At 31.9% G+C, this 13,321-nt stretch carries 9 protein-coding genes and 1 rRNA gene; all 10 read right to left on the bottom strand.

The features are described 5' to 3' along the window. Positions 1-7 precede the first annotated feature (7 nt). Positions 8-997 (bottom strand): carbohydrate ABC transporter permease, encoded by a 990-nt coding sequence (locus tag J2Z80_RS06265; protein ID WP_209453639.1) that lies wholly within the window; start codon positions 995-997, stop codon positions 8-10. A 16-nt stretch (positions 998-1,013) separates the two neighbouring features. Continuing rightward, on the bottom strand, positions 1,014-1,916 hold the full coding sequence (locus tag J2Z80_RS06260; RefSeq protein ID WP_209453638.1) for a carbohydrate ABC transporter permease: 903 nt from the start codon (positions 1,914-1,916) through the stop codon (positions 1,014-1,016). Then, positions 1,916-4,498, bottom strand: a complete 2,583-nt coding sequence (locus J2Z80_RS06255) for a DUF5696 domain-containing protein (protein ID WP_209453637.1) — start codon at positions 4,496-4,498, stop codon at positions 1,916-1,918. Before J2Z80_RS06255 ends, J2Z80_RS06260 begins: the two co-directional genes overlap by 1 nt. 11 nt (positions 4,499-4,509) lie before the next feature. Next, entirely contained in the window at positions 4,510-5,136 is a 627-nt protein-coding gene (locus J2Z80_RS06250) for a Yip1 family protein (protein ID WP_209453636.1), read from the bottom strand. Beyond that, complete coding sequence (locus J2Z80_RS06245) at positions 5,126-6,610, bottom strand: NHL repeat-containing protein (protein ID WP_209453635.1); 1,485 nt, start codon at positions 6,608-6,610, stop codon at positions 5,126-5,128. The genes J2Z80_RS06250 and J2Z80_RS06245 overlap by 11 nt, the downstream gene beginning before the upstream one ends. A gap of 11 nt (positions 6,611-6,621) precedes the next feature. Next, on the bottom strand, positions 6,622-7,443 hold the full coding sequence (locus J2Z80_RS06240) for a carbohydrate ABC transporter permease (protein ID WP_245301186.1): 822 nt from the start codon (positions 7,441-7,443) through the stop codon (positions 6,622-6,624). A gap of 70 nt (positions 7,444-7,513) precedes the next feature. After that, positions 7,514-8,470 (bottom strand): carbohydrate ABC transporter permease, encoded by a 957-nt coding sequence (locus J2Z80_RS06235; RefSeq protein WP_245301185.1) that lies wholly within the window; start codon positions 8,468-8,470, stop codon positions 7,514-7,516. 12 nt (positions 8,471-8,482) lie between these two features. Continuing rightward, positions 8,483-11,359 (bottom strand): extracellular solute-binding protein, encoded by a 2,877-nt coding sequence (locus tag J2Z80_RS06230; protein ID WP_209453633.1) that lies wholly within the window; start codon positions 11,357-11,359, stop codon positions 8,483-8,485. 390 nt (positions 11,360-11,749) lie between these two features. Continuing rightward, entirely contained in the window at positions 11,750-12,817 is a 1,068-nt protein-coding gene (locus tag J2Z80_RS06225; protein WP_209453632.1) for a LacI family DNA-binding transcriptional regulator, read from the bottom strand. 219 nt (positions 12,818-13,036) lie between these two features. Beyond that, positions 13,037-13,145, bottom strand: a 5S ribosomal RNA gene (gene rrf / locus J2Z80_RS06220). Between the last annotated feature and the right edge of the window lie 176 nt (positions 13,146-13,321).

The raw sequence follows: 13,321 nt of genomic DNA, 5'->3' as shown, positions 1-13,321 counted from the left end.
ACTTAAATTAACCGACGATGCCGCTTCTCTCTATACCTTCTACCAAATACTTCTGCATCAATAAATATATTACTAATATTGGTAAAATTATTAGAATTGTACCTGCATACACAGCCAGCTGTGATACCATTGGATCTTTTATCTCATCAATAAATTCCAATGTTGCTTGAATTGTAGATAATCTAAGTGTCAATATATGATCTGTTGGCATAGTAAATAATTGAGAATAAAATGTATCATTGTACTGCCATACCATAGAAAATACAGCTACTGTAATCACTGCTGGCATAGCATTTACTAACATTATCCTAAAAAACGTATACCATGGACCAGCTCCATCTATAAACGCCGCTTCTTCAAGCTCTTTTGGTAAACCTCTGAAGAATTGTCTGAATATATAAATAAATAGTCCAGATCTCAATCCCGTTCCAAATATCGTCATTAAGTACATTGGCGTTTCAGATGAAAGTAGGTTAATAGGTTTCATACCTAATAATCTAAATACACCTAAAAGATCCCAATTTCTAAAATGCTGATACAGAGGTAACATAATCGTATGTGTAGGCAAAACTATAGTAATTATCACACAACCGAATAGGAGATTTTTTAAAGGAAAATCAAATCGTGCAAAACCATATCCTACCATAGATGTAATTAATATCTGTATCAATGTAATAGTTATAATATATATTAACGTATGCCCTAACGTACTAAAATAATCTAATCTCAATAAAGCCAAATGGTAGTTATTTAAAGTAGGTTTTATAGGTATCATAAAAACTGCGGGATTATATACATCCTCTGATGAAAAAAACGAATTACTGAATATATTTATTAGTGGTCCTAATATTATGTATGATAAACCTAACAATATTGCAAATTTAAACAACGTAAAAAGCCAACCTTTTAGCTTACCATAATACTTTGACAATGTATTAGAATCTATAGTGATTTTATCAAATTTTTTTACATATGCCTTTATAATGCTGATTGGCAAATCAGTTTCCTCCTTTCTAATTGTAGTAAAATGTTCTTCTGCTTATAAATAAAGTTATTAACCCTAATATTAAAAGTATTGCAACTGTACTTAATATGCTCATTGCTGCACTTAGTCCATAGTTATAATTTGTAAAGGCTTCATTGAATGCCAGTTCAACTACATTACTATTGACAAATGAGTCAACTACAGTGTAAACAACATTTGCCAATATTAAAGGGGTAACCATAGGAAACGTTATTTTCCAGAAAATTTCATAACTTGTAGCACCTTCTATTTTTGCAGATTCATATAATGAATTAGGTATCGACTGTAAAGCTGCAATAAATATTATTATCTGCACACTTGAAGCCCTCACAATATCGAAAATCCTAGACACCAAACTTGTAACATAGTCAACTAAAACAGAGGGTAATCCTAGTTCCTGAAAAATGCCTAAAAAATAGTTGACATTTACTCCACTAGATGGGGTTAATTCTTTCATCATTGCGCTCGCACCACCCATAATATGCTGTGTTGCTAATTGTAAGCTAGATTGAACTGCTCCCGCTGTCAGCAAAATAGGGAGGAAAAATATTGCTCTAACAAAAGCTCTACCTTTAAATTTTTGATTTAACAAGATCGCAATAAACAAACTAAAAAATATGATGAATGGTATATCAATCAATATATCAATGATTGAATTGACCAAAATCTGATTAAAATTTGGATCTACTAACAAAGCATTTTTGAAATTACTAATGCCTATAAATGATGTAGTATATCCACCAGTCTTGCCTATTATTACTTTACTTAGAGAAAACTGAATCGTCAAAAACAAGCTCCCTACATAATAAATCAAAAAGCCTATTAACCATGGCAAGATAAATGTTAAACCTACGATAGCATTTCTTTGTTTAAGCGTTAACCTCTTGTTCATTATTTAGCCCCCTCTAATACATAACTCTTGCCTGCTACATTTATACCACCTATATTTATGCTCTCATCGTTATGATTTACATATATTGTATAACCATTCTCATATGATATTTTATTTACACCTGGTTCAACAGATTGAAAATCAACTATTGCACTATTCGCAACACATTTAAGAACATCATTCACCTTTTTGTAAATATCACTAGCATCTTTAATCCATATGTTATACTGCGTAGAATAAAAGTAATTCAAACTTGAATATTTCATTTCGCTGGAATCCTTATACGATAAAGTAAACCGCGGAGATAAGCCGTATTCAATTAAATGAAGTATTGTTTCTTGCTTATCAAAACCACCATTGAGATTTATCGGCGTATCAGTATAATTTACGTATCCATGCACAACCATCTCATAAAAGGGAACTTCTTCATCTACTATATAAAACTTATTGTCAACAGAAGGAACATTTTCTAAATCAGTAGCATATGCTAGAGAATACATATTTCCGCCTTGAATCATCATGTCTTTTTTAATTTGCGACAAATCTTTTATTTGATTAATTACAATTTCTTCTGCTTCTTGACGATCAATCACATCCGTTCTTCTTTTATCGGATGACAATGTATCTCCTAAATCCCTTAATGATATTCCAGATATATTTATACTTTTAATTGCATTATCAAATTGAGAAACATGTCTAATCAAAAACTTAGGAGATAGAATATAGTAGTTATTTTCATAGTATCCAAGTCCCCCTGTTTCTCTCATTGTAGCAGGGTTGGGTAAACCAAATGATACAACGTACCCAGAATAATATCTTGATGCCTCCATTTTCCAATTAAAATTTTTTGCTTCGTATGAAATCTTCTGAAATGCTACATCTCCAAACAGGGTTTGTCCTGATGCTTTTAATTTGCTATTTAATTCTTCTAAACCCTTCCTGCCTCCAAGTGATTTTACTACATTTATCTTCGTCGCAACATCATGATAATAACCACCATTAAACCAACCCAAATAATTTACTTTTATGTTAGAAACTCCATTTTTAATAAAGTCATCAATCATAACGCCGGCTTCCTTAAATGTTGTCATAGGAAATATTTCCATATGAGGTATACCAAGTATATTTTTTTGTATTTTAACTCCTCCAACAATATCCAAATAAAATGGTATTGATTTATTATCTTGTTTTTTATTCAAAACTTTTCTATTAATTAATTCATTTCTGTAATAATTAGCCATACCCGAATAATCTGCATCATCATCATTTAAAAAAGCATATGAAACATTAATATCAAGATTGTACATATTTTTTTCAACTGATGGCAAATCAGCGGATGCACCTGTAGCTCCAAACATTGAAACTTTTTCGGTCCCTCTTAATGTGAAAGAAGGATATACATAATTATAACTATTGATATTACCCGAAACACCTGCTACAATAGTGGCTAATGCATCTCCATTTGTTATTTCTGCAAAAACTGCACTTCTGTCATGTTTAATTCCAAATACAGGCAATCTTACTTTTTGAGTCTTTTCTACAGCATCATACGTTTTAGTTGCATCATCTTCTCCATAAACGTCTTGTCTATATTCTTCAACCTTTTTGCCATTGTTGAAGTAAATCAATGATCCTGAACCATTAGGAACAAATATATAACCCATTTCATTCATGTTTCCTGCATCAAAATAGTTTAATAAATCTATTTTTGCAATCTTTCCGCTACCAGTCTCAACAATTTTCCCAGTTGGAATAGAAACGATTAGTTTATCACCATCAAGTCTGTATTCTAAAGGTATACTAAACGTAGTACGTTCTTCCATCTTTGCGCCGGCTTTGATTGCAGCTTTATTATCTGCATCAAAATCTTCTCTTGTATAACCAGCTTTTTCAAATAAAGAATTCATCTTTTGCATTCCAATTTTATTATTTAATGCACCAGTTGTAAGCTCTAAAAACCCATCTAAGTTCTTTGACTTAATATAGTTATATCTAATTATATCTGCATCATTTTCATTTAGCTTACTTAAGACTTTGTTTAATCGCTCTTCAGTAATATATTTAGGTACAATTCCAGTAGGGCTGTCTAAGTTGCCTAATAAATATATGTATCTTATACCATTTTTTATAGACTCAACTTTATACTGTCCTTTTATAACACTTGAATCGTAATTGTACATTGTACTTTCAGTCATATTTGAATCATAATAGGTCACAGTAAACTGCGAATTGAGAGCTACCTTATTTACATTGTTTGCAATTTGATCATTTTCTCTATCCACCGGATTAGAATAGATTATTTGCCCCGATCTTTTATCGTATATAGCAATTTCTGTCGTCTTTGTGTTTGTATATAATTTCAAAATATCATTTTCGGCAGCCAAAACCATACCATCTATTTCAGGTTTACTGTCTTTTAATGGTGTAAAACTGCTGCCTTTCTCATAACTATATTTTGATAATTCACTTTTATATGCTTCGAATGCATAATAATGAAAATATACATATGCTATATACGAAACGATACATCCAGCAATAATTATAAAAACAATTGGCAATCGATATCTTTTTATAGTTTTCATATTCCGCACTCCTATACTCTTAGAATCATTTCTATGTACAAGCTTTGTATAAATAGCCAAACTTGCTGTATCAAAAAGAGAAGCAGTAATATCAAAAAGAGAATAAGTAACAACGCAATAAATGTAAATACAATCGTAATTAACGTTTTGCCAAATGTATAATTGTGAATAGTCATAATCCCTATAATCATTAAAATAACTGTAAATAGCGTAGCAGCATTGATTAAGAGATAATAATAACTACCTTCTCCTTGTGCAATAAACCATGATATAACTATTGCAGGTGTATATGTCAATATCATTGGCAGTAAAGAATATCCTATAACAACTAATATATCTTTAAATCTGCCTTCACCTTCTGTCAGACTTGTTATAGACCAATTTGATATGGCAAACAAGAATACTGCCAAAAAAACGGCAATAATTTCTGTCCTGCTATCAACTGACCGAGGATCTACAAAATTCACTACAAAACCTGCATAATTTCTTCTAAGTGAAAATGACAAACCAAATAGAAAAACTAATATTAAAGCAATGGCAACACTACCTTTATTTCTGTTGCGTACTTCATAAAATCCATCAAATGGATGTATCATTACATAAAATGGATATAGCAATTTTTCTCTATCAATACTCATACACTGAACCACCATCTTTTTTTATCTTTTTTCTTTTAAACAATCTCTTTATCACATATATTGCAATTAAAACAATAATAACAGTTAAAATGTATCCAAGATTTTTCTTTAAAATGTCATCTCTGTATCTCCTATAAGCAATAGAGTAATATGTTCTATCCATGCCTAACTTAAAATATTTCATGGCTTCTTTGTTTTCTCCAGAAGCAAGATATGATTTTCCAACACCAACATAAGCCAATTCAAAATTTGAATCAAGTTTTATAACTCTTTTCCACAATTCCACTGCTGATGCTTCATCGCCATTGTACCTTTCTGAAACTGCCTTATTTATAAGACTCCCGTATTCTGTTGGAACAAATATAGTTATATTCCCTCTACCCATATCCAAAACAAGTATTTCGTCACCTATCTTGTCAATGGCAATCGGGTTTTTAAAAGTACCTTCTTGGCTCCCAAGTCCACCAAATATATACAGGAGATCTCCTTCATCATCGTATGTAAATATTCTTCCTCTTCTTCTATCCAAAATTGAATATATTCCATTATCTCTATATGTTACATCAATAATTTGGGATGCCCCAGAGTAGTTCCCACTAAGTCTCCAAAATAGATCACCACTTAGTGTCCCTGATTGCTTTGAATTATTATTGTTCATCTTTATAATATCTTGTCCTTTAGGATTCAACTTCCTAACAGATTGTTTGCCATTTGCATCTATATTTGTAGCATATAAGAAACCATCTGATGTTATATCAATTCCTGTAAATTCGGTTGGAATAAATTGTATTTGACTTTTCCTTTGTGCTTTTGTTGATAACTTTCTCCATATTTTTTCATACGGGCTTATGTTCACATATATTGTACCTACAAATCCAGTAAAATTTCCTTCATTATCAAAAGACATTATTCCTTCAAATAAATTTTTAGCAATTACATATACTCTGCCTGCATAATCAACAGCAACCTTAAGTGGCGAAAACTGAAAATCTTTGCCTAAATCTTTCGATTTAGGATTTTTAATTATTTTATACAATGTACCATCACTATTAAGTGCTACAACTCGGTTGTTGTCAGTATCAGCGATGTAGATTTTACCGTCGCTTGTCACATATATACCTGATGGAGACTTAAAAGATTCTTCAACTCCATTATTAACGAAGCCCTTTATTTCCGATACTTTTTTATCATTCAAATCGTATACAACTATTCGATTATTCCCTGTATCAGCTATATATAACTTCTTATTGTCATCCACAAATATATCTTGTGGATTTTTAAAATCTCCACATCCAATACCAACACCACTTAAAACATTTTGCGGAATATAAGCAGGTGGAGTGTAATAAATATTTCCCCAATAATCGTAATTATAAGTGTAATATGGGACATTCATATATGATAAAGCATAAACTGAATCTGATAATATTAACATTATAATTGCCATAAATGCTAAAAATCTTTTATATACCATTTTTTTCACCCTTATTCTTTCATACCTGATGTCGTCATTGTCTCTATGATGCTGCTATTAAAAATTAGGAAAAATATTATTGGTACAGCCGCAATAATCAAAGTAACAACTGCCGCAGCTCCTTGTCTTGCAGGCCCACTATTGACAATTTGAAATAATGCATATTGGAGTGGTTTCAATTGCTCATCCCTTAAAAACTGGCTTCCTGTATTGCCCCACATCGTTTGAAACTGCAATATTGCAAGAGTTAACCATGCTGGTTTTACATTAGGCATTACAATTGACCAAAAAATCCTAAATTCACTTGCTCCATCAAGTCTAGCTGACTCCAAAAGCGAATCTGGTATTTGTTCCATAAATTGCTTCATTAAGTACAATCCTAATCCGTAAGCAAATGCCGGCAAAATAACAGCTAAGTAAGTATTATTAATTCCTAATTTTGATATAATCAAATAGTTAGGCACTTGTGTTACCTGCCATGTAAACATGAGTGACAGTACAACCATGCTAAATAAAAGATTTTTCCCAGGGAAATCATGTTTTGCTAATGGGTAAGCTGCTAATGATGCTACAATTACATGACCCAAAGTTCCACCACCTGTTATGATAATTGTATTTAATATATATCTACTAAATGGTACCCACGAGTTTGACATAAGCACAAACAAGTCCGAAAAATTATTAGTTGTAATATGTCTTGGAAACAACGTTGGTGGATATCTAAATAATTCATCCAAAGGTTTAAATGCATTACTTACTACAAACACCAATGGAATTGCCATAAATATTCCAGCTATGCCCATAAATATAAATAAAGTAACATTGCCTGCCATCGACCGGTTTATTTTTCTATGCCTTTTTATATGAAAGTGAAATTTTAAACTCACTTTATCATTTATCATTTCAATTACCTACCCTTCTAAGAAGCTTCCCAATTAGTTTGTTGGAACCAACCATCAATAAAAATAGAATAGTAGCAATAGCAGAAGCATATCCCATTTCATATCTTATAGATCCATAATCCATCAAGTGCGTCACTATAGTTGCTCCTGAATAATTGACACTTGGATTACCGGCCAGTTGTATTGATATATCTGCAACAGCAAATGACTGAGTTATTTGCATTACAGCTCCAAACAGTAGTTGAGGCTTCATGGAAGGTAGAGTCACGTACCAAAGTTCCTGCCATCTATTTTTTATGCCATCAATAGCAGCAGCTTCATACATTGATTTGTCAATTGTCTGTAATCCTGCTATAAACGTTAAGAACCCTGTTCCAAGGCTCAGCCATAATTGGACAATAATCAAAAATGTCATAACGTACTTTTCTGTTTTCATCCAAACTATTGGTGCATTTATAATATTTAGTGATAATAATATTCCATTCAAAATCCCATATCTGTCTCCTCTTAATACATAATTCCATATTACATAAGCATTCCCTGATATCGATGGTGCATAAAATATTAATGTAAGGAACGTCCTGAGTTTACCGTTAAATTCGTTTATCATCCATGCAAATAAAAGACACATTACATAACTTATTGGTCCAGTTATAACTGCAAATATCAATGTATTTCTTATAGCAATTCTAAAAACATCATCCTCTAAAAAAGCCCTAATATAGTTATTCCAGCCTATAAATTTGGGTGATTCTAAAACATTAAAATTTGTAAAGCTCAATGCCATCGACATCAGTACAGGTAGGACAGTGAATAGAAAAAACAATATAAAATAAGGTGCTATCATTATATACGACGTCTTATTCTTTATTATTTTAGCTTTCAGTGACCATTCGTCTCTATGTCTTCTTTCAACATTTATCATTGGTTGATCTAAAGCAACATCTACTTGATTCATTATTCTCTCTCCTTATTTTTTAGGAATTGAAAGCCCAAATTCTTGCCTCTTAAACGTAATCTCATCGTTAATATACCTTACATATTCTGTAAGAGCCTCTCTTGGCTCCATTTTGTTATTGTTTTCGGCAAAAACAACTGTATAAAATGCATTGTTTATATTTCTCCATGTGAAATAGCTTCCAGGTATCTGTGGAATCCCTTTAACCCATTTCGCTTGGCTTTTTAAAGCATCATAATCGTCAGACGGCCATGGTAAGCTCTCAAATGCTTTGATATTTGCTGTAGGATATCTAGCGGCAGCTCCCATCAAAGCCTCCAACTCTTGACTATACTTTATTTGCGTATCTGTAGAAACCCACCATTTCATGAATTCCCAAGAGGCTTCCTCATTTTTCGTTTGTTTTAACATTATAGTAGCAGTTCCAGTACTTCCAACAGAATAATCTATCTTTCCGTCTTTCGTTACTGTACCAGGAACCATGCTAAATCCCCATAATCCCTTTATATCAGGTGCAGAAACTTGAAGTTGATTATACAAAGTGTAATCTGCAATTACAATTGGAGCCTCACCAGTTCTAAATCTTTGATCTACTGGATTCTGCGTATCCAGTTTATAATCTGTATAAAATTTACAATACTCTTTAAATGCTTTGACTGCTACATCGCTATCTAATTCTGAAGATGTAGCATCAGAATTATAATATTTTCCACCATTTTGATATAATAACATTGCAAAAATATTCTCGTCTGGTAACATTCCAAGATCCATTTGATTTTTACTTAATACCGAAAGTGCTGATTCCATTTCATCCCACGTCTCCGGTACTTTTAGTCCTAATTCATCCAAAATATCTTTTCTATAAAACATCATCGGCCAAGTCTGAGTCTCAGGTAGCGCAAATGTATGCCCGCCAAACTCATATGGTACCATGGCACTTTCCCTAAATTGTTTCTTTACATCAGCTATGTCTCTAAACTTTTTCAAATCTACTACAGCATTGCGCAATCCATAATTCATTGGTAAATCAGTAGCAACTTGAACAGCAACATCAGGGCCTTGCCCAGCTAAAGTAGCTGGTAAAAGCATGTTCATATCCACAAGCATGACATTAACATTGATATTGGTTTTTGGCGTAAATGTCTCATCAATCAATTTTTTAAGAACATTTGCCTGATCCCTTCCAGAACCAATCCATACTGTAATTGTCCTTGTACCTCGTCCTCCTTTTGCAACATTGCCAATAGCATTATAATCGATTACAAATGAATAATATAAACTCTTGACCTCATGTACAAATCTATTCCAGATAGAATTATTTCTTTCTGTAATTTTTACATTTGGTGAATGTATGTAAATCGTGTCAACAGCTAAAGGCTGATTCACGACACCTGTAATCCATGTCCCTAATGCACTAATGTCCATTTTGAAAGCTCCTAATATAGCAGGAAGTCTTTCAACATCAGGAATAACGTAATTTAAATCAGCTACCATAGTACTTAATGCAGCTTCCCTATCGCTCCCTGTTCCTGCAACTTTTTGAAGATCCTTTATAGCAGCATTGAGCTTATTTCTCTCATCTATTAATTCTTTATCTAATTCGGGTATATTTTGTTCTATGTTATAATCTCTATAACTATCTGGATCAACTCCTGTTATGCGAATTACTTTCCTATAAGTTGAATTAAGCTCTTGCATAACTCCCTGAACTTGTGAAACTATGTTCCCAAAATTTCCTAAAACAACTTCCATTCTGATGGTATGCTTTCCCGCTTCTAAATAAAATTTATATTTCTCACCTTTAGAATTTTCTAATGTAACCATATGCCATTGACTATTGTACGTAAAACCATAACTATTCATTTCCTCAAACGGGACTTTCCCATCTATTGTTATCTTTCTGGAAGTATAAATTCCTCTTACGAAATTTTGTCGCACATTCATTGTAATGTAGTAATATCCACTTTCTGGTACATTAAAGTCCCACTCTAACCATTGTCCAACGATACTCCAATTGCCATCACTACCTACTGTATTATTTTTTAACTCTTTTGGACTATACGGATATACAGCAGGGGATGATTTATCTTGTGTAGGATGAAGCATAGGTGAAGATTTCTTGTTTGCATCTTCTGCTTCAATTCGGATCTCTTGATTTAAAGTATCTTTTATTCCTTTTCCATCAAGATTCTTAATAACCTCACTGTATGGCAAAACTTTTGATGAATTATCTAATATTATCTTGTGAAGTAACATTGGCTCTCGTATAGAGTAGAGTGTAATTTTATGAACACCCTTAGTCAGATACAAAGAAAGGTTTTCTGTAACATAACCTTCACTGTCATAACAATAACTTGTTATCCAATCAGGTTTTTCTTTTTGTTCTGGTATTATGTCATTGCCTCTATTATCCCTCTGCCATTTATTTGTTGCATTAACATATATTCTTTGAAACTCAACCAATCCAAGCTCTTTATATGGCAAAGAACTGTCAACAAATATAGCTCTTTGAATTGGCCCACCCGTCCCTTCAATGGGATAATAGACAATAGATATATCATAAAAGCCTTCCTCTTCTATATTGACATTATAATCAATATATCCTTTTTCTCCCGTATATATAGATATACCGCCCATTCCTTTATAATTGGCATATTCCTTTACCTGCATACCATCTGTATTTATATAATCCTTTGCATCGATTTCATATTTTACATTTGGTCTTAACTTCGTATCGTGCTCTTTTAAATATTCATTGTAATTAATCCCCTTTATCTCTGCCTCATTAAGAATCTCTTTATAATTTTCATAATAGCTGTTGAGTTTTACACTTGTAGAATTATCACCTGTAGAAGCAAATACTAAATTGTAGCTAAAAATTAAAAACATTATTGTGAATAATAAATACCTTAAATATCTCATGCTTTCAATCCCTTCTTTGAGATGTGTATAAATTGTGTATTGATTGTGAATTTATTGTGTATTATTATTACATTTATATTGATTAACTATATTATAGCAGATATTTTAAACTAATGCAATCCTTATCAGAATAATTTTTTTGTATTTTTTTACTTACATTATTATATTTTACATTGGCAATCAATTATCATTATATAGTTATTTTGCAACATTTCATGCACTATTAATGCGTTAAAAACAAAATTATTCTTAATAATTATTAAAATTAAAAAGACTCTTTTTGCACAGTATAAGTTAAATTAATAATTGCAACTTCACAGTGCATAAAAGAGTCTTTAACAATAAAAAATCAAATTTTTAATTAAATGCATCAGCATGGTGGTTATGAATGATTTTTTCTGAAGATTTTCTAAAAATAACTTCAGTATAAATAAATGTCACTTCCGTTGGAAAAGCAGGATTTTCAATTCTCCACATTAGTTGCTGAACAAGTCGCCTGCCCAGCCTTTGATTGCCAACACGAACGGTCGTAAGATACGGTTCTATAACTTTAGCCATGCTTTCCAAATCATCATATCCTGTAACAGCTACATCATCAGGTACTGATATACCTTTATCTTTTAAATAACGCACAACATCTAATGCAATGTTATCATTAGCACAAACAATTGCGTCCGGTATATATGCAAATCCATCAAGAGCCTTTTCAACTTCTTCTGTTACATAAAATTTATGCTCCGTATGATATGTTGCAATAATAGTGTTATCTACAGGTATGTTTGCATCATTTAATGCTTTTAAATATCCTTTAAATCGGTCATTAATAGATTTACAATAAGTTATATCCCCTATAAAACCAATTTTCTTACACCCTTTTGCAATAAGATCTTTAGTTATTGTTTCTATGCTTTTTTCACCTTCAGGAATAATAATATCATAGTCATAAGCTATACTTGAAATATCAACAGGTGCATCTAGAAAAACCATAGGAATTTTGTACTTTTTTATTTCATCTATATATTCTTTTGAAAAAACACTTAATATAATAATGCCAGTGACATCCTCATCCATCTCTATAGGAAGAATATTGTTTCTCTCCTCTTCATCACTGACAAAGTAAAGTTGTAATTTACTTCCTGTCTCCTTAAGTTCATCAGCTATTCCCATTACAATGCTATTCCAAAATGGCGATATTTCTCTTCTAGCCAACACGATAATTGTCTTAACATCATCGTCTTTTTCTTTTATCTTAAATAAATTTAATAAACTCGAAGAAAGTTTTGAATATCCTAACTCATTTGCTTTCTTTACAACATTGTATTTTGTTTCATAAGATACTTTATCACTATTTTTTAATGCCTTTGAAACGGTGTTTCGCGATAGATTTAGCTCATTAGCAATATCTTGTATAGTTACCTTTTTCATAACATTTACCCTTTCTCATCGCTATTAATAAATATATTGCACTACAATTATGTAAAGGTTAAATAACTTTTTAAATCATATATGCACAATTAAGTTTACTATAATTTCGCATTTTTATCAAGTGTTTTTATCTTTTTTAATAATATTTTTTTACAATCAATATATAAAACAAAAAAGAGATAGTCCATTAAAAACAGACTACCTCTTTTACTAAATTTTTACCGGCAGCGACCTACTCTCCCGAGTAATCAGTACCATCGGCGCTGGAGGGCTTCACTTCCGTGTTCGGTATGGGAACGGGTTTTTAACCTCCGCTATTGCCACCGGAAATCTTTTGTTCATTTGTCCTTTTGCATCTTTCGAAAAAATCTTATCAACGCTCACAAATTTCGCTTATCTAATATATCATCGATTCATTTCGCTTGTTTGGCTAACGCCGTCTATGCGTTGTGACGGCTTTCGCTTTCGCTCATACGCCAAACTGCGCTACATTCATCGTGATAT

The sequence above is a fragment of the Thermoanaerobacterium butyriciformans genome, assembly GCF_017874545.1.
GTDB lineage: Bacteria > Bacillota > Thermoanaerobacteria > Thermoanaerobacterales > Thermoanaerobacteraceae > Thermoanaerobacterium > Thermoanaerobacterium butyriciformans.
Note: the sequence above shows the minus strand (reverse complement) of the source record. Positions and strands in the feature narration are given on the sequence as shown.

Excerpts from the sequence above, each read along its gene's own strand:
- J2Z80_RS06260 (WP_209453638.1), bottom strand. The coding sequence starts at position 1,916 with ATGAACAAGAGGTTAACGCTTAAACAAAGAAATGCTATCGTAGGTTTA.
- J2Z80_RS06255 (WP_209453637.1), bottom strand. The coding sequence starts at position 4,498 with ATGAAAACTATAAAAAGATATCGATTGCCAATTGTTTTTATAATTATT.
- J2Z80_RS06250 (WP_209453636.1), bottom strand. The coding sequence starts at position 5,136 with ATGAGTATTGATAGAGAAAAATTGCTATATCCATTTTATGTAATGATA.
- J2Z80_RS06245 (WP_209453635.1), bottom strand. The coding sequence starts at position 6,610 with ATGGTATATAAAAGATTTTTAGCATTTATGGCAATTATAATGTTAATA.
- J2Z80_RS06240 (WP_245301186.1), bottom strand. The coding sequence starts at position 7,443 with ATGGCAGGCAATGTTACTTTATTTATATTTATGGGCATAGCTGGAATA.
- J2Z80_RS06235 (WP_245301185.1), bottom strand. The coding sequence starts at position 8,470 with ATGAATCAAGTAGATGTTGCTTTAGATCAACCAATGATAAATGTTGAA.
- J2Z80_RS06230 (WP_209453633.1), bottom strand. The coding sequence starts at position 11,359 with ATGTTTTTAATTTTTAGCTACAATTTAGTATTTGCTTCTACAGGTGAT.
- J2Z80_RS06225 (WP_209453632.1), bottom strand. The coding sequence starts at position 12,817 with ATGAAAAAGGTAACTATACAAGATATTGCTAATGAGCTAAATCTATCG.